The organism is Listeria valentina, assembly GCF_011800755.1.
Taxonomy (GTDB): domain Bacteria; phylum Bacillota; class Bacilli; order Lactobacillales; family Listeriaceae; genus Listeria; species Listeria valentina.
On sequence record NZ_JAATJW010000051.1, the window covers coordinates 1 to 16,577 of the forward strand.

Below are 16,577 nucleotides of genomic sequence, written 5' to 3' on the forward strand. Positions count from 1 at the left end.
ATGTTAGAAATTCTAAGCGAACTAAAATCAAAATTAATTAAAGAGAAAAATGATTGGATAGCGGATTCGATTGAATATATATTAAATGACCAAAACTTTAAAGAGAGGATTAGAAAACAAAATATTAATCGATCTAAAAAATATGAGCAATTAAAAAAACTTAGACTAGTAGATAGAGTAAAATTAAATGAGCAAGGTCCAAAGAACAGTAAATCCAGTATAAACATAAGGAAAAATGATTATCAAAAGTTAACTGAACAAAATACATCAGTAGGATTGGCTGGAGAGGAACTGGTGTTGAATTTTGAAAAAGAAAGATTAGCTAATTCGGCAAATTTAAGAAAGTATATAGATGAAATTAAGCATGTATCAAAAGTTGAAGGAGATGGCCATGGGTATGATATTGTTTCTTATGATTTCATAAATGAAACTAAAAAAATTGTTCCAATTTATATTGAAGTCAAGACTACAAGCGGAGATATGAATACCCCTTTTTTTATGTCCAAAAATGAATTAATTAAGTTAGAGGAGAGGAAGGAACAGTATAGAATATATCGTGTATTTGATTACTACAAAGAAATTCCCAAATTAATGATTGTTGATGCTTTTCAGTTAGACAATTTTTTAGTAGAGCCTGTCAATTTTGCAGTAAGCATTCCTCCTCATCTTCCGTAAAAAACATCCTCGATTCTGGTAAATGGAGGACGCTAGGACGAATCTCATTTAAGATCACCAGATCGCAATTTAAAAATCTGTGGATATTTTGTGAATTTTTCTTTTAATTAACCATCATATAACGATTGTTCCAAATGCTCACCAAACGTCTAAGCTTCAAAAGTTGCTCCGCTCCATTAAAAAACACGTAGCTAAGGCTCGATCAAGCAAGCCTCAACTACATGTTTTATTTTGACGTATAAAGATTAATCTCCTTCAACCAAATCCCGGTGTTTATACCCGATATATCCGAGCACAAGCAACACGATCCCGATTGCCGTAACAGTTAGGAAAGTAGGTAAATCGAAGGATTCACCCGGAAGTTGCGGGAACCAAAATTGGACAGCAGTTTTTGAGAACCAGTCTGGAAGGTCAAGGATCCCGCCGAAGTAATTCAACATAAATGAATAGCCTAAATAAATGTAAACGAGTTTTCCAAGTTTAGGTAGCCAGCCTAGGAATAAGCCGGCGAGGCCAATGAAAAATAAAATCGCAGGGAAAAAGTTGAAGCCGGCGCCAAGGAAATCGCCAAAGTTCATTTTTGTACCATTTCCCATCGAAGACAGTGCAGCCCCACCTAAGCTTCCTGCGCTAAGAAATAGAGCTAGTACACCTGCTAAAGTCGCTAAAATGGCGCTCGTCCAGTAAAGCTTTGCGCGTGTGACTTTTGTCGAAAAAATTTGGCTGAAACGTCCGCGCGTTTCTTCTGTGAAAAGGCGGTTCATGATCGCAATCGGTAAAATCGCCGATAGGGAGACGAGAACGATCATAATGGTCCCCGTGAACGATTCTTCAAGCGAAATGTGCGAACTGCTGAACATCTGCTTCATTAATGCGTTTCCTTCTAAAAAGGATTGCATGTCGCCGTAAATCGAGCCGTATGCAGCGCCCATGACGACAAAAGCGATTAGCCAGCCGATTGTGATGCCTTTGTTTAACTTGGTGAGTAAGCCACGAACGGATAGTAGTCCGCGCCGTGCTTCGCTTCGACCCTCGCGCTGTGGCAAGTAGCCGTCTCCCATGTCGCGCCCGCTTTCTAACAAGAACGAAATAACGCTGACTGCGATCACGAAAATGAGCAGGTAAATTAAAGGCAACCAGTTATTTTCTGTGAAAGGGTAGGTGAGATACGTCCAACTCATAGGGTTAAATGCGGATAAATCCACATTGGTCGTGTCGGTCGCTGCCCGCAAGATGTAAAGTAAACCTAAGAAGCCAAGCGAGGCTCCCGTTGTGCCCGATGATGCCGGCATAATTTGAGCGAAAAAGAGCGCGATCGCTGCGCCAAGAAGTCCTGCCCCGGCTACGGAAAAGCCAAATAAAAATGAGCCTTCCATCGTGATGGTATCCGCGCCAAAGCTTGCCATGATGATGCTGATCGTAACGCCAAGTAACAAGTTGATTAGAAAGGTTTCTTTCATGACGGCGAATGAATTCGCTTGGCGTCCTACGCTAAATGAGCGCACAAGTTCGGTGAGTCCAAGTTCTTCTTCCTTGCGTGTGTGGCTGACCACGTGCAGTATCGAGATCACAGCTGCAAATAAACCGCAAAAAAGTAGCATTTCATTGGCATACATTGCGCCAAGGGTATAATCCCCAGCTCTTGCAACAGGGGTTGGTCCGACCATCGAAATCATTGCCGGGTTTTGCATCGTTTCGTACATGCCGATTAAGCCCGTCCCTTTGCTGATTTCTTCAAAAGCGGGAACATAAGCGCCGGAAAAGAGTCCAAGTCCGCCTACCCAAAAAATAATTTTCTTCCAGTCTCGTTTTAAATATTGGACGAATAATAGCATCCAACGTGAAAATTTCTCATTCATTCTAATTTCCCTCCTCCGAATCGCCTATGCTTCGTAATGCCGCATGAATAAGTCTTCAAGTGTTGGCGGAACGGATTCGAATTTCATTACGCCCAGTTTGGCTGCCGTTGCTAAAATTTCATTCATTGCTGGCTGATCCGCTGAAAAGGTCGCTTCGTTTTCTTTTTGGACAAAATCATGGACGCCATCCAAGTTTTTAAATGTCGCTACGTCATCTTTGGTTTGAACGGTGATCGTGGAGCGAGTTAGATGGCGAAGTTCAGCTAGTGTTCCTGTTTCTACGACTTTTCCTTGGCGGATGATGGCGATTTTATCCGCGAGGCGTTCCACTTCGCTCAAAATGTGTGAAGACAAAATGATCGCTTTTCCTGCCTGCTTGATTTTTTCGACTTCATCTTGAAAAATAGCTTCCATGAGTGGGTCAAGTCCCGATGTCGGTTCGTCAAAAATATACAGGTCGGAATCTACTGCCAGTGCAGCTATTAAGCCAACTTTTTGCCGATTTCCTTTAGAGTAATTTTTAGCTTTTTTGCGCGGATCCAGTTCGAATTTTTGAATGAGCGCATCACGTTTGGCTTTATCACCGTTTCCGTGCAATTTCATGAACAAGTCAATGATTTCTCCACCAGTTAAGCTGCCCCAAAGCGCAACGTCACCTGGAACATAAGAAATGCGTTTATGAATCTCAAGGCTGTCTTTCCAAACGTCTTTCTCAAAAATTTCTGCCCGTCCTCCGTCGCGATGAATGATACCAAGCAATGTGCGAATGGTGGTGGATTTTCCTGCTCCATTTGGGCCGATGAAGCCAAGAACTTCTCCTGGATTTACGGTGAATGAAACGTCGGATAATGCTTGGAATTTACCGAATTTCTTTTGTAGATGTTCGACTTTTACAATTTCTGCCATGATTTTTGATACTCCTTTTTTCGGGTTTGATGATAAAATAGAACGAAATGAGTTTCTTAAGTTTAAAATTACCCATATTTTCTATTTAGTAAACTGCAATTCTGTTTTCAGGTCAATAATATTCCATTTCTTAGCACTTGTCAATTGAAAATTTGATAAAGTTTATGACTGTTTTCTACTTGATAGTTTATTAAATGAACTATATAATAGGAAGAGAAAATAATCTGAACTAAAAAAAGATTAATGGTTTATTATATAAATGAGAGGTTGAAGAGTAATGAACGGATTTGAAAAGCGCAGCAAAGAAAAAAGAAAGCAAATTTTAACCGCTACTTTTGATTTAATGAATTCTCCTAATGGGGTTGAAGGGCTTACGGTGGATGAGATCGTCAAACAATCGGGAATTAGTAAAGCTACGATTTTTAAGTATTTTGGGAGCAAGGATAATTTGATTCACCAAGTGTTCATCCAGTTTATGACAGATATGGCGGATTCGGCGAAAGAAATTATGGCGGAAGAGCGACCATTTGAAGAGACTTTGATTGCTATGAGTCAAAACAAGATTCGCTATTTGGAGCGGATTGAACATCAGTTTTACATGGATTTGATGGGCTATTATACGCAAAAAGAAAATCGTGATTTGTCGCTATTAATGGAAGCTTATACAAAAGAAAGTTTCAGCATTATGCTTGATTTATTTCACCGCGGGCGCAAGGAAGGAAAAGTTGATTTAAGATATTCCGATGAGTTTTTGATGCTGTTTTTCGAGGCCCTCGTAGAAGGGATTTCAAATCCAAAAATCTATGATAAAATTTTGCCGTATACGGAAGAATGGACAGAAATTATTGTTAAGGGAATTGCCCCAAGCAAGAAATAGGAGGTTTTGCTTTGATGAATGAAAAAGTATATGAATTTGATTCGGAAATTTATGAAGCAGAAGTTGGAAAAGGCGGTGCTTATACGGTATTTCCATATGATGTACGAGAGGAATTCGGGAAAGGTCGTGTGAAAGTTGCGGCAACATTTGATGGCGTACCTTATGAAGGAAGCATCGTGAATATGGGTGTTAAAAATCCAGATGGCTCGGTTTGTTATATTTTAGGTATTCGAAAGGATATCCGCGCGAAAATCGGGAAAACGATTGGCGATACGGTTCATCTTACGGTGCAGGAGCGAATTTAAGAAAGGAAGTCTTTATGATGGAATATAAAACTTTAAATAATGGATTAAAGGTGCCGGTGCTTGGGTTTGGCGTGTTTCAAATCACGGATCAAGATGAGGCAGAACAAGCGGTTTTACATGCGCTTCAAACGGGTTACCGGTTGATTGATACGGCTGCGGTTTATTTGAATGAAGAAGCGGTTGGTCGGGCCATTCAAAAAAGTGGCATTCCAAGAAGTGAAATCACTTTGACTACGAAACTCTGGATTACGGATGCGAGTTATGGCGGGGCGATGCGTGCTTTTGAGCGCTCGACGAAAAAGCTTGGAACGGATTACTTGGATATCTTTTTAATTCATCAACCTTATAGTGATTATTATGGGGCATGGCGGGCTTTAACGGAACTTTATCGGGCAGGAAAAGTGAAAGCAATTGGTGTTTCTAATTTTTCAACGGGAAGGCTAGCGGATTTAATTTTAAATCAAGAAGTCAAACCGGTACTTGACCAAATTGAACTCCATCCATATCGCGGGCAAGCATGGCAACGTGATACGGCGGCTCATTTTGATGTTGCGATTGAAGCTTGGAGCCCGTTTAATCAAGGGAAGGATGGCATTTTTGAAGATGCTGTTTTGACGGCTATTGCACGGAAACATGAGAAGACAGTTCCGCAAGTGATTTTGAGATGGCAAACTCAGCTTGGGAATATGGCCATTCCGAAGTCGACGCATTTGGAACGGATCAAAGAAAACTTTGCGATTTTTGACTTTAAGTTAACAGAAGAAGAGATGCAGCAAATAGCAAGCTTGGATCGCGCACCTGATAGCACAGGTCCTCGTGAAAATTATCAGCTTGTAGAACGATTGAACGGAATTACTTTAGATTGATTGAGGAAAGCTACCAATGGAAGAGAATTGGTAGCTTTTTTTATGCCTACGTATTTATGAGAGACTAGGGGGGTTCTTAATAGAGTCATTTTTGATTATAATTATAAATGTAAAATAATATAAATTTAGATGTATGTAAGCGAGGCCATAACCACTTCTGAGGGATTGTCCGTCTCTATGGACATAGATTGACGTGTAAACGCATACAAAGGTCTTATAATAATAACTGTGAGGTGGTTGGAATGATTTTTAGTACAAACGAGAATAACGTATTAAATGTATTAAATTATGAAACGTTCACTTCTGCAGGTGAGTTAGCCAGTCAACTTTTCGTTTCAAACAAAACCATTTACCGATTAGTGAAGAAAATCAATGATATTGCACAAAGTGATTATCAAAAACCTCTCATTTTATCCGAAACGGGGAAAGGCTATATTTTGAACCCGGCATTTATTAATATCAATATTCAGCAGTCGATTGACTATAAGGAAGAAAATCAGTTGAATGACTTATTACTATCGTTAATGTATAAGCATCCTAACAAAAAAAGTCGTGAAGCCTTTAAATTTGAGTATGTGAGTGAAAGTACGGCGGAACGACTGATGAAAAAACTGGAAGAGCGACTGCTTGTTTATCACATTAAACTTCGAATGAATCTGGATTATGTTTGGATTGAGGGGAAGGAACAAGATATTCGTAAGGCAATTCACGAAATTATTCTGGAAACACACAACTTGAATGCGCTTGGGGAAATTGGGATTGAATTGAACGAATTTGATAAGCATTTCCTAGATAAACAATTAGCGCTTCTCGAGGAGTCGATCGGGGAAACCATTAATTATCCATATGATATTACGCTTTATACGCATATTTATATGTTGCTGAAACGGTATCGTGAAGGAGATGTTAGTTATCTTCAAAGGCAGGAACCACTGGAAGTAGATGAGTTACAGTTGCTTCATACCAACAGGCGGCTTGCTGAAGTAGCTAGGCAAATTAAAGGCAATATTGAATGCTATTTGAATCTTGAATTAAGTGAAATGGAAGAATTCTTTATTTTCCAAAATCTATATTCGATTAATATCCAAGAAAGAGAAAGCAGTAATGTAGACAAAAGTTTAGCGGAATTAATTTCCAATCAGTTGATCACTAGTTTTTTTAGCATCTCGGATAAGTCACTCTTGCCAAGCTGCCGCTCACTTTATGAAGACATTTATCAGCACACGCTTCCGATGCTTAGTCGGCTTAGAAGCGGTATCACGGTAGAAAACAATTTGCTAGAGGAAGAGAAAGTGGAATATCGAGATACTTTTTATAAGCTCAAAGCGATTATTGCAGAAATCAATAAGGAATTGACTTTTGAAACGAAAATCAATGAGGAAGAAATTGGTTATCTTACGCTGTACTTTGAAAAGTATAAGTTAAGTAAAAGCCAAGCCAAAAATGTGCTGCTCGTTTGTTCAACAGGGATTGGCACTTCGGAATTGTTGAAGATTCGCTTGGAGAAGAATGTTCAAAATATCAATATCGTAGCTACGATGAGTCAAAGACAGATGAAAAATAACAAGGCATTTTTAAACGAGAACATCGATTTGATTCTTTCAACTTTGCGGGTTCCACTAGATGCGGTAAATCTTCCAGTTTTAACAATAAGTCCGTTATTAACGAGCCAAGATATACAGAAAATTAATTACATGCTAAAGGAGACTTAATTATGGAAAAGGTGTTATTAGAAGAAGTCATTCATAAAGAACTGATTTTGATTAACTCTAAAGCGGGAAATAAAGACGAGATTCTAAAGGAACTCATTCATTTGCTCCATGAAAATCACTATATTGCAGATGAAACGTCCTTTTTAGAAGATGTATATCTGCGCGAGCTCGAAGGCGAAACGGGTATTGGCCAAGGGATCGCTATTCCGCACGGGAAATCTGCTTCGGTTGAGACGACTACGATTGCGGTGGCTACGCTAGAAAAACCGATCAAGTGGGAAACGCTCGACGGTGAGGATGTTGAAGTAGTCATTTTGTTTGCAGTGAAGGACTCAGACATCAATACCACGCATGTTTTGCTGCTACAACAAGTGGCGACACTACTCGCAGATGAAGACTTTTTAGATGATTTAAAGGGAGTTACGTCAGTCGATGAAATGTATCAACTGATTACCAATAAATAAAATACAAAAGGAAAGTAGGAGAGGAAATTATGTTAGTATCTGGAAAAGAAATTATGGCGGTAGCAAAAGAAAGAAAGTTCGCGGTTCCTGCGTTTAACGCTGGATCTGGACAGCTTTTAAATGCGGTAATGGAAGCGTGTGAAGAAGCAAAATCACCAGTTATGATTGCGATTCACCCGGATGAATTAAGCTTTTTAACGGATAGTTTTGTGGATCAAGTGAAATATTTGGCGAATCATTCTAAAGTGCCAGTTTGTATCCACTTGGACCACGGAGCAAGTTATGAACAAGTGATTCATGCGATTCAACTTGGTTTTACGTCAGTCATGATTGATGCTTCTCATTTACCTTATGAAGAAAATATTGAGATTTCGAAAAAAGTGGTTGCGGCAGCTCATCCGGTGGGGGTTTCTGTTGAAGCGGAACTTGGAACGATCGGCGACACGGGGAACACGGTTGAAGGCGGCGTTAGTGAAGTAATTTATACGGATCCGAAAGTAGCTCAAGATTTCATTGATAAAACAGGCGTTGACAGTTTAGCGGTTGCGATCGGAACTGCACACGGCATTTATCCAAAAGACGTTGATCCGAAATTGCGCCTCGATATTTTAGAAGAAATTGAAAAAGCAACGGACATTCCGCTTGTCTTACACGGCGGGTCTAGTAATCCAGATGAAGAAATCGCCAAAGCAGTCACGATGGGGGTAAACAAAATCAATATTTCAAGCGACATCAAGATTGTTTTTGCGAATAAGCTTCGGGAAATTTTGAATAGTGGTAACTCCGAAATTCGCGAACCAAACGTACTTTTTCCTGACTGCATGAAAGAAACGAAAAAAGTCGCACTTGAAAAAATTAAACTGTTTAATTCGATTGATCAAGCAAAACATTATTTTAACTAGAAACAAGGGAGGTTGGACTGATGAAAATTGTTGGTATTGCAGCCTGCACAGCGGGTATTGCCCACACTTATATTGCGAAAGAAAAGCTTTCCAAAGCAGCGGAAAGCAGGGGACACGAAATTCATATTGAGACGCAAGGCCTTGCCGGAACACAAGATGCGCTTACTCAGCAAGATATTGATGCGGCGGATATCGTGATCATTGCAGCGGACATCAAAGTTAACGGCCGCGAACGGTTCAAGGATAAAAAAATTGTAGAAGTTCCAACAAGTTTAGTCGTTAAATCACCAACTAAACTCATTGAAAAAGTAGAACAGGTTTAAAACAAAAAAATAAGCAAGGTGCGTTACGGAAACCAATGTGCCTTGCTTTTAGGAGGTAAAACAATGAAAGCGCTTAAAAATATCGGTTTTAAAAAGCATCTCATGACAGCCATTTCGTTCTTTCTACCGATCATAGTGGCTTCTGGTTTCTTGCTTGCCATTGGGAATATGACAGGTGGAGCAAATATCGAAAGTTTCAAGGATGGATTTTCCTTTCCTGACGCCTTAACGACAATGGGAGGATACGGGCTGGGCTTATTGCCGATGATTGTTTCAACGGCCATTGCTTATTCGATTGCGGATAAACCAGGGATTGCGCCCGGACTAATTGTCGGGATGGTTGCAAATGGAATTGGTACAGGCTTTCTTGGTGGCTTAGTAGGCGGTTATATTTCAGGTATTATTGTTGTTTTATTAGTTACTTACATTAAGGTTCCAAGCTGGATGGAAGGGCTTATGCCGACGCTTGTGATTCCATTTATCAGTACGCTACTTGCGGGAATTGTGATGTATTATGTGGTTGGAACACCGATCACGTGGTTTACTGAATTATTGACGAGTTACTTAGGAAACTTGAATACGTCGTCACTCTTTGTTTATGGGGCGATTATCGGCGTGCTCGCTTCAATTGACTATGGTGGAGCCATCAATAAAGTGGTGTTTGCCTTTGTGTTCGCACTGTTCTCTGAAGGAATCTATGAACCGATCACGGTACTCATTTTAGCTTCTATGGTCACACCATTTGGACTAACGATTGCATTTTTCTTAGGCAAAGTGGTTCGCAAAAATATCTTTAACAAACAAGAAGTGGAAACTTTGAAAACAGCATTTCCGATGGGAATCTGTCAAATTACGGAAGGTTGCTTCCCGATCGTTTTAAATGACTTATTGCGCTGCGTACTCGCAACGGGGATTGGTGGCGCTGTTGGTGGTGGACTAAGCATGTTATGGGGAGCAGATAGCCATATTCCAGCTTCCGGCATGTTCGCTGTCCCAACGATGACGCATCCATGGGCATTCCTTGCGGCACTCTTGATTGGTTCACTTGTAACAGCCGTTTCCATCTTGATTCTTAAAAAACGAGTGGATCCAAATGCGGAAATCATTGTGGAAGAAAAAGAAGAAGACGAAATTTCTTGGGATGAACTTAAAATTAATTAATATTTAGGAGTGGAAGGAAATGGATTATCAAGCGCGAATAAAGCAAGCTTTTCTAGATTCGGGGATTGCTTTTACGGAAGAGGAGCTAAAAAACATTGATTATGCGGACTTTGGCTTAAATCGCTTGGAGACGGAAGGCTTAAATTTGATCGTTTACGTCAATAACGACACATATTGCGCAAAGGAGATGGTTTTGCTTCCTGGACAAACTTGCCCAGAACACCGTCACCCGCGCCGAGGAGCGCATCTGGAAATCGAAGGAAAGCGTGAAACGTTCCGCTGTCGCAAAGGAAAAGTCTATCTTTATGTGGAAGGCGAGGAAAATACGGCAGCCATCAAAAGTACGATTCCGGCGGGGCAAGAAGCTTATTATACGGTTAGGCACGAAATTGAGCTGAATCCTGGTGAACAGTACACGATCGAACCGGACACTCTTCACTGGTTTCAAGCCGGCGAAGAAGGAGCCATTATTTCTGAATTTTCGACGCCAAGTGATGATCCAAGCGATATTTTTACCAATCCAAATATTGAACGCGTGACGAAATAATGATTTGGCAGACTTGGGCTTATTTTAAGTTCAAGTCTGTTTTTTGGAGGGAAGCATGAAAACTTATCAAATCGAAAATGAAGCAGTGCGGATCGAGTTTATCGACCAAGGTGGCTGCTTGACGAAGATGGTCAACAAGAAAACGAATACCAATTATTTAATTCATTATGCGGACTTAAGCGAGTATCGAACGAATCCTTACTTTTTAGGGGCTACGATCGGACGAAATGCCGGACGAACTTTTCCGCCTTTTTATACCAATTTTGCTGGGGAAAAAGTGGCACTTGATTGTAATGAAGGGGATCTTCACTTGCATGGTGGCCGAAACGGTTTGCAATTTCAAGAGTGGCAGGTACGAAAATTGGATGATTCTGCCTATGAGCTTTATTTAGTGGATGACGCGGAGTCGCTTTATGAAAAGATGGCGTTTCGGCTCGTTTACCGGCTCGAGAACAACCGATTTCGCATCGAGATGTATGGCACAGCAGAGGTACCGACGATTTGCAATTTAACCAATCATGCTTTTTTTAATTTGAATCAAGATAAAGCAACTATCGAGACGCATCAATTGAAAACCGCAGATTCGAGGTTGCAGCTGATTGATGATGCGTTCGTGCCAACGGAAGAATATATAGACTTCCGTGTTGGAGATCCAGAATATGCGCCGTTTAATTTTAATTCGCGTGCTCAGGTTGGGAAAGCTTTCGAACTTGGAACCGAGTTATCGGAAATTTGTGCGGATGGAATTGACTTAGCATATTGCTTTGAAGAACCAAATAATCCCGAAGTGGCAAAAATTGAGCTCACAGATGAAGCGGAAATGAACAAGCTAGTGATTCGTTCTAATCAAGAAGCTTGTGTGATTTATACCGCCAATAAAGTCACAGCCCCGGTACCCATTAACGATGGCAAGCGCATGACGAAATATCAAGGAATCACCTTTGAAATGCAGCGCATGCCTAATTACGTTCACGAAGCGACAGATTATTTGACGGATGATTATTATGCTTTCACAGAATATGAAATTCTTTAAAAAGGAGTGAGTGATTTGGCGTGTTACGTCGGAGTCGATTTAGGAACTAGTTCCATTAAAATGATAGCGGCACAAAGCGACGGGACGATTTTAGCTACGACAACGAGCCCGTTCAGCATTATTTCCGAGCAACCGCATTATAGCGAAGAAAACCCGCAGGACTGGCTTCAAGCATTTGATGAGGCTTTCAGCCAGTTGTTATTAGAAGCGCCTGAGCTTGTGCGCGATCTTGAAGCAATCTCGTTTTCTGGGCAGATGCATAGCTTGGTCTTGCTAGATGAAACGGGATGCCCACTTCGAAATGCCATCTTGTGGAATGATACGCGAACGGTGGCGGAAGTGGAATTTTTGAAGGCACAATATGCGGAACATTTGCTGCAAGTTGAAAAAAATATCGCTTTGGAAGGCTTCACGCTACCTAAAATTTTGTGGGTCAAGCGCAACGAACCAGCATTATTTGAGCGAACATGGAAATTTATGATGCCAAAAGACTACCTCGTCTACTATTTGACGGGGCAGGTTTTCACGGATCGCTCAGATGCGTCTGGAACTATTTTGTATGATGTGAAGCGCCATGCTTGGGATGAAGAGTTGCTTCGAGAGTTAGGAATCAAACTTGAGCAATGTCCGGAAGTCGTGGAATCGGTGGCGGTTGTTGGAAAACTTAAACCAGCGCTTCAAGAAAAATTTGGCATAGAAAGGGAAGTGCGGATTGTGATTGGCGGGGCTGATAATGCCTGCGGAGCGCTCGGCAATATCAGTCATCCAGAAACACAAGGATTGATTTCTGTTGGGACATCGGGCGTGGTGTTAGCCTATTCACGACCGACCAGTGAAGTGACGGGAAAGTATCATTATTTTAATTCCGTCATCTCAGGATGGGATTACAAAATGGGGGTAACCTTATCTGCGGGTTATTCACTCGAGTGGTTTCGAAAGGTTTTCGCGCCCAATGAAGATTTTGAAGAATTGACGGGCGAGCTTGCGCAAGTTCCAATTGGGGCGAATGGGGTTCGCTTTAGTCCGTATTTATTCGGTGAACGCAGCCCTTATTTTAATCCCTATTTGAGCGCGTCAATCACTGGAATAAGGGCTAATCACAGGCGTCAGGATATTGTTCGCGCGGTTCTTGAAGGTGTAACCTTTTCACTTAAAAATGTCTACGATCAAATGGAACTTGGTGAGGCGATCCAAACGTTTCGTATTACGGGCGGCGTGGTCAAAAATCCGCTTTGGCTGCAAATGTTTGCAGATGTTTTTGAAACGAGGATGGAGGTGCTCGCACTGGATGAGGGACCAGCATTTGGAGCGTTCATTTGTGCGATTCAAGCGATAGAAGGCAGCAAATCAGCAGAAATCTTGATGAAATTCAATCCGCTTCGAAAAACGTTTACACCAATTAAGGGGAATGTGGAGCGCTACAAAGAGGCCTACCAAGGCTTTTTGGAACAAAGCGAGATGCAAAACCGGTTAAGCAAGAAAACGGAATAAGAGAGCAGTTGAGCGCACCCGTGCGCTCAACTTTTTTGATAGTATTTATTGTTTTTATGTAAAAAAATAAAAAGTGTCAAAAAGTTGTCACATTAAAACGTCAATAGATATGGTAAACTAATGACGTAAATAACGAACAAAAAAGGAGAAGACAGATGAAAAGAAAAGCTTATCGAAATTCACCAGCATTTGTATTGCTGGCATGGGGAGCCTTTTTAGCTTTCCTCGCATTAATGATTATTGGACTGATTACGTTAAAAGAGCCACTGATGGTTAAGGGCTATTACTTCATGGCTTCCATTGGACTTGTTTCTTCAGCGTTTACCGTAGCAAAAGTGGTACGCGATAATCAAGAAGACGAAGAGCGCTACAATCAAATGTTTCGTGCAGTCGATATGGAACGTGATCAAACAAGCCAAGAATAATCGAATGCAAACAAGAGGTAGGCGGCGTTACGTGAATACTGTTATTTTGAATCTGTTATTTGTTTTGGCTGTTGTTTATACGATTTGTACAGCACTGATACATAACCTGATTAAGAAAAAGAATCTCAGCAGCATGAGCGCAAGTGTTATTATTTTACTTATTTTGTTGTTAAAAGGAAACTAGTTCAAAGACAGTATTTTAAAACAATCTGTGAGTTATTAAAATTCACAGATTGTTTTTATTTTGCGCCAAGTAAGTTTTTGTATAAATAAATTGTGGTAAATAGTGTATAACTTGAAAGTAAAGTAAAATTTTTCTATTATAATGAAAAAGGAGACAGCCAATGTTCGAACTAAGCGAAAACTTAACGAGGTTTCTTTTACCGGTGATGGAATGGATTGTTTTAGTTCTCAACTTGATTTCGATCCTTATTTTAGTGATCGGCGTTTGGCAAGTTGTATGGTTTTTACTAACAAAACTTATTTGGTCTGGGAAGAAACAAGATATTGTCAGGGCAAATAACTCGGTAAAAAATAAATTGGGAAGCTATGTGCTGCTCAGTTTAGAAGTGCTTATCGCCGCTGATATCATTGAAACCATTGTAAAACCGACATTTAAAGATATCATGATGTTAGGCTTAATCGTTGTTATTCGAACGGTTATTTCCTATTTTTTAACAAAAGAAATCAAAGAATTTGAGGACAACTAAGGAGAGAAACGTATGACAGAAAAACGTAAAATTTTAGTAGCAGTAGACGGATCAGAGAAATCCTATCACGCTTTTTCAGAGGCGCTAACATACGGAGAAAAAGCAGAAATCACATTACTTGCTGTGGTCGATCAATCGCTACCAAATGATCAAGAATTTTATTTATCACCAGAGTATCAGATTTTACCGGAAACAGATGAATTTGAAACGTTAGCTGAGACATATTTAAATCAGCTTGTGGCAAATGCAGAAACCAAAAGCCCAATTCAAAAAGTAACGGTTGAAGGCGATGCAAGTAAACAAATTGTTGAATATGCAAAGAAAAATAAAGTGGACTTAATTATTTTAGGAAGAACAGGAAAAAATGCAGTGGAGCGAATGCTACTTGGTTCCACTTCAGCTTATGTCACAAAACATGCGCCGTGCAGTGTGTTGATTGTGAATTAATGCGGACTTCAAAAAAGAATCACTGTGATTACAGTGGTTCTTTTTTTAAAATTTTAGAAGACTATGATAGGCTAGAAGGGTTCATGGATGTGACTTCGGCAGAGAAAGGGATTTTTGCGGATTAGTAAGAGTTCAAGTAAAGTGAAAAAGATCCGACCATTCGGAAAAAGGTCGGATCTTTTATTTGGGTAATTAATCGTTGCATAGATTATCTAAGGAATAATCTGGAAGAACATCTTGTTTAACATATGAGATGAGCTTGTCGGAATCGATTATTTTGTTTTTGCGCTGAATGATTATCCCTGATCCTTAATCACTTCATTTGTTCGAGCCTTACCAGTGTTTGAGATTTGAGCCAGAAAGGCTTGTGTCACGAATCGAGGTAGAGTAATCAAATTTGTGTCCTTTTCAGCTACTTGTCCAACTTTTGTAACTATTCGATATAGAGCCCAAGCGATTTTAGTTTGTGATTTTTTATTTGAAATCACGTTTGAAAAAGAGATATTGACAAGCTGAATGATAATCTTTTCAAATAAACGATGATATTTTCGCGGATCAACGTATAAGTGTGATAATAAAAATTCTTTTTCAATTTCATAAATCTCAACAGATCCAAGTGCAGTGACTTGATATTGAATAAAATTTGGTATTTCCCAAGTGAGAGGAGATTCTAACAGAGCTTCAACATTGATGATATCCCCCTCCACAAGAATCTCTGTGTTGATTTTTTCGCCTTGTTGATTTGAAATTTGAATTAAAAGCGTACCTCGATTAACAAGCAAAATCTTGTTGTCTTCTGGCTTTATGCTGCTATAACAGATTTGATTGTGATCATATGACTTGGGTTTCCAAAAAATTGATTGCCACTCTTTGAATTCAATCGTTTCATGAAGCATGTTATACCATCCTTTCAATAGTAGTAATGGCGTGATAAGAAATGTGCTAACCTCTAAAAAGTGAGAGGCTGGCTAAAAAACACTTATTAAAACAACAAACTGTATTAAACAATCAGTATTAATTTTAGATTTTTCTGTTTATAAAATTATCGATAACAGAATATTATTGTGCTAGTTAATCTGGTATAGACCAATGTATCAAAAAATTTATAACTATCGTGATGTGCTTCTAGACTTGATAATTAAAAATTAGACTTTAAAAGCCGGAGTTATAATATATAGTTCTGAATTAATTGAATATAAAAGCATAAAATAATACTGTTCATATAGTTTTAATCTACATGGCTACATGTTAAACACGTTTGCAGAAAACACTAATATAAACTCATTATAAGTGCATATAAGATTCGTTATGTTTCTTCAAGAAACATAAGTGCTTTTTGTGTGACTTTTCTATGAAGAATTGGCACTTTCATTGTCGGCTGAAAGGAATATTAAGAATTTTGTTTTTTAAGCAAGATTTGTTATAAAAGTTATTCGTATGCAGCAATTATAGAAAGAAGAGCGGTAAAAAGTAGAACCTATATGGTTAGAGTAACTTTGTTTGCTTTATATTTCATTTAAAGCCTAAGGCCTAAATAAATTGTCTTTCTATTCTGTTAAGTAAAGAAAGTATCATAAAAAATTAACCATATATTTCTGATCTTAAATTGAAACAGAATTCTTTCTTGAAGAACACCACAATCCAGCTTTAGGCAGATCCTCTTTCCATTTTAAGCTAGAAGGTAACAAATTTGTGTATACACGCCTTGAAATGATTGTGGCGTCGGTGTGATGCTTTAAACTAAGATTTTGAACTTTATATCTGCCTATTATAGAAAATCAACAATAAATGAAAAAGCAAACAACTTTAATACGTTAAATAGTCATTTGCTCTTTTCGACCTATAATATTTTGATTAGATAGGCACTTAGAATC

General features: G+C 39.4%; 19 protein-coding genes. 16 read left to right on the forward strand and 3 right to left on the reverse strand.

What is annotated here, in order from left to right; translation table 11 throughout:
* A partial coding sequence (locus HCK02_RS10510; RefSeq protein ID WP_167630069.1) for a protein NO VEIN domain-containing protein occupies nt 1–675 on the forward strand: 675 nt, incomplete at its 5' end.
* A gap of 245 nt (nt 676–920) precedes the next feature.
* On the opposite strand, the gene HCK02_RS10515 is transcribed toward HCK02_RS10510, so the two are convergent.
* Together HCK02_RS10515 and HCK02_RS10520 are read right to left on the reverse strand one after the other, a co-directional pair.
* On the reverse strand, nt 921–2,534 hold the full coding sequence (locus HCK02_RS10515) for an ABC transporter permease (RefSeq protein ID WP_167630070.1): 1,614 nt from the start codon (nt 2,532–2,534) through the stop codon (nt 921–923).
* A gap of 24 nt (nt 2,535–2,558) precedes the next feature.
* On the reverse strand, nt 2,559–3,440 hold the full coding sequence (locus HCK02_RS10520; RefSeq protein ID WP_167630071.1) for an ABC transporter ATP-binding protein: 882 nt from the start codon (nt 3,438–3,440) through the stop codon (nt 2,559–2,561).
* Between the two features lie 277 nt (nt 3,441–3,717).
* Between HCK02_RS10520 and HCK02_RS10525 the strand changes: the two genes are divergently transcribed.
* The 15 genes from HCK02_RS10525 (at nt 3,718) to HCK02_RS10595 (ending at nt 14,703) form a co-directional block, all read left to right on the forward strand.
* Complete coding sequence (locus HCK02_RS10525; protein ID WP_167630072.1) at nt 3,718–4,317, forward strand: TetR/AcrR family transcriptional regulator; 600 nt, start codon at nt 3,718–3,720, stop codon at nt 4,315–4,317.
* A gap of 14 nt (nt 4,318–4,331) precedes the next feature.
* Nucleotides 4,332–4,622 (forward strand): DUF1905 domain-containing protein, encoded by a 291-nt coding sequence (locus HCK02_RS10530; RefSeq protein ID WP_167630073.1) that lies wholly within the window; start codon nt 4,332–4,334, stop codon nt 4,620–4,622.
* A gap of 14 nt (nt 4,623–4,636) precedes the next feature.
* Nucleotides 4,637–5,488 carry an aldo/keto reductase gene (locus HCK02_RS10535; protein WP_246215578.1) on the forward strand — a complete coding sequence of 284 codons (852 nt, stop codon included), beginning with the start codon at nt 4,637–4,639 and terminating at the stop codon, nt 5,486–5,488.
* Between the two features lie 242 nt (nt 5,489–5,730).
* A complete protein-coding gene (locus HCK02_RS10540) occupies nt 5,731–7,200 on the forward strand; it encodes a BglG family transcription antiterminator (protein WP_167630075.1) in 1,470 nt (489 codons plus the stop codon).
* Between the two features lie 2 nt (nt 7,201–7,202).
* Complete coding sequence (locus tag HCK02_RS10545) at nt 7,203–7,664, forward strand: PTS sugar transporter subunit IIA (protein WP_167630076.1); 462 nt, start codon at nt 7,203–7,205, stop codon at nt 7,662–7,664.
* A gap of 29 nt (nt 7,665–7,693) precedes the next feature.
* Nucleotides 7,694–8,566 (forward strand): ketose-bisphosphate aldolase, encoded by an 873-nt coding sequence (locus HCK02_RS10550; RefSeq protein ID WP_167630077.1) that lies wholly within the window; start codon nt 7,694–7,696, stop codon nt 8,564–8,566.
* A 20-nt stretch (nt 8,567–8,586) separates the two neighbouring features.
* Complete coding sequence (locus tag HCK02_RS10555; RefSeq protein WP_115753285.1) at nt 8,587–8,889, forward strand: PTS fructose transporter subunit IIB; 303 nt, start codon at nt 8,587–8,589, stop codon at nt 8,887–8,889.
* A 63-nt stretch (nt 8,890–8,952) separates the two neighbouring features.
* Nucleotides 8,953–10,050 (forward strand): PTS fructose transporter subunit IIC, encoded by a 1,098-nt coding sequence (locus HCK02_RS10560; protein WP_167630078.1) that lies wholly within the window; start codon nt 8,953–8,955, stop codon nt 10,048–10,050.
* Nucleotides 10,051–10,069: 19 nt separating this feature from the next.
* Complete coding sequence (locus tag HCK02_RS10565; RefSeq protein WP_167630079.1) at nt 10,070–10,597, forward strand: D-lyxose/D-mannose family sugar isomerase; 528 nt, start codon at nt 10,070–10,072, stop codon at nt 10,595–10,597.
* A 55-nt stretch (nt 10,598–10,652) separates the two neighbouring features.
* Complete coding sequence (locus HCK02_RS10570; RefSeq protein WP_167630080.1) at nt 10,653–11,630, forward strand: aldose epimerase family protein; 978 nt, start codon at nt 10,653–10,655, stop codon at nt 11,628–11,630.
* Nucleotides 11,631–11,645: 15 nt separating this feature from the next.
* Nucleotides 11,646–13,121, forward strand: a complete 1,476-nt coding sequence (xylB, locus tag HCK02_RS10575) for a xylulokinase (protein ID WP_167630081.1) — start codon at nt 11,646–11,648, stop codon at nt 13,119–13,121.
* Nucleotides 13,122–13,276: 155 nt separating this feature from the next.
* The gene (locus tag HCK02_RS10580) at nt 13,277–13,546 is read left to right on the forward strand and encodes a YiaA/YiaB family inner membrane protein (RefSeq protein WP_167630082.1); all 270 of its coding nucleotides are present in this window, start codon (nt 13,277–13,279) and stop codon (nt 13,544–13,546) included.
* 31 nt (nt 13,547–13,577) lie between these two features.
* Entirely contained in the window at nt 13,578–13,730 is a 153-nt protein-coding gene (locus HCK02_RS10585; RefSeq protein ID WP_167630083.1) for a hypothetical protein, read from the forward strand.
* A gap of 160 nt (nt 13,731–13,890) precedes the next feature.
* Nucleotides 13,891–14,256: a DUF1622 domain-containing protein gene (locus HCK02_RS10590; protein WP_167630084.1), complete on the forward strand. Its 366-nt coding sequence runs from the start codon at nt 13,891–13,893 to the stop codon at nt 14,254–14,256.
* Between the two features lie 12 nt (nt 14,257–14,268).
* Nucleotides 14,269–14,703, forward strand: coding sequence for a universal stress protein (locus HCK02_RS10595; protein WP_167630085.1), 435 nt, complete (start codon nt 14,269–14,271; stop codon nt 14,701–14,703).
* A 296-nt stretch (nt 14,704–14,999) separates the two neighbouring features.
* Here the strand turns inward: HCK02_RS10595 and HCK02_RS10600 are convergent, their stop codons facing one another.
* Complete coding sequence (locus HCK02_RS10600; RefSeq protein WP_167630086.1) at nt 15,000–15,599, reverse strand: Crp/Fnr family transcriptional regulator; 600 nt, start codon at nt 15,597–15,599, stop codon at nt 15,000–15,002.
* Between the last annotated feature and the right edge of the window lie 978 nt (nt 15,600–16,577).

Bases quoted from the DNA above. Each gene is read 5' to 3' on its own strand.
- HCK02_RS10565 (WP_167630079.1), top strand. From the start codon at position 10,070: ATGGATTATCAAGCGCGAATAAAGCAAGCTTTTCTAGATTCGGGGATT.
- HCK02_RS10535 (WP_246215578.1), top strand. From the start codon at position 4,637: ATGATGGAATATAAAACTTTAAATAATGGATTAAAGGTGCCGGTGCTT.
- HCK02_RS10580 (WP_167630082.1), top strand. From the start codon at position 13,277: ATGAAAAGAAAAGCTTATCGAAATTCACCAGCATTTGTATTGCTGGCA.
- HCK02_RS10595 (WP_167630085.1), top strand. From the start codon at position 14,269: ATGACAGAAAAACGTAAAATTTTAGTAGCAGTAGACGGATCAGAGAAA.
- HCK02_RS10590 (WP_167630084.1), top strand. From the start codon at position 13,891: ATGTTCGAACTAAGCGAAAACTTAACGAGGTTTCTTTTACCGGTGATG.
- HCK02_RS10545 (WP_167630076.1), top strand. From the start codon at position 7,203: ATGGAAAAGGTGTTATTAGAAGAAGTCATTCATAAAGAACTGATTTTG.
- HCK02_RS10560 (WP_167630078.1), top strand. From the start codon at position 8,953: ATGAAAGCGCTTAAAAATATCGGTTTTAAAAAGCATCTCATGACAGCC.
- HCK02_RS10555 (WP_115753285.1), top strand. From the start codon at position 8,587: ATGAAAATTGTTGGTATTGCAGCCTGCACAGCGGGTATTGCCCACACT.
- HCK02_RS10525 (WP_167630072.1), top strand. From the start codon at position 3,718: ATGAACGGATTTGAAAAGCGCAGCAAAGAAAAAAGAAAGCAAATTTTA.
- HCK02_RS10530 (WP_167630073.1), top strand. From the start codon at position 4,332: ATGAATGAAAAAGTATATGAATTTGATTCGGAAATTTATGAAGCAGAA.
- HCK02_RS10570 (WP_167630080.1), top strand. From the start codon at position 10,653: ATGAAAACTTATCAAATCGAAAATGAAGCAGTGCGGATCGAGTTTATC.
- HCK02_RS10540 (WP_167630075.1), top strand. From the start codon at position 5,731: ATGATTTTTAGTACAAACGAGAATAACGTATTAAATGTATTAAATTAT.
- HCK02_RS10520 (WP_167630071.1), bottom strand. From the start codon at position 3,440: ATGGCAGAAATTGTAAAAGTCGAACATCTACAAAAGAAATTCGGTAAA.
- HCK02_RS10515 (WP_167630070.1), bottom strand. From the start codon at position 2,534: ATGAATGAGAAATTTTCACGTTGGATGCTATTATTCGTCCAATATTTA.
- HCK02_RS10600 (WP_167630086.1), bottom strand. From the start codon at position 15,599: ATGCTTCATGAAACGATTGAATTCAAAGAGTGGCAATCAATTTTTTGG.
- HCK02_RS10550 (WP_167630077.1), top strand. From the start codon at position 7,694: ATGTTAGTATCTGGAAAAGAAATTATGGCGGTAGCAAAAGAAAGAAAG.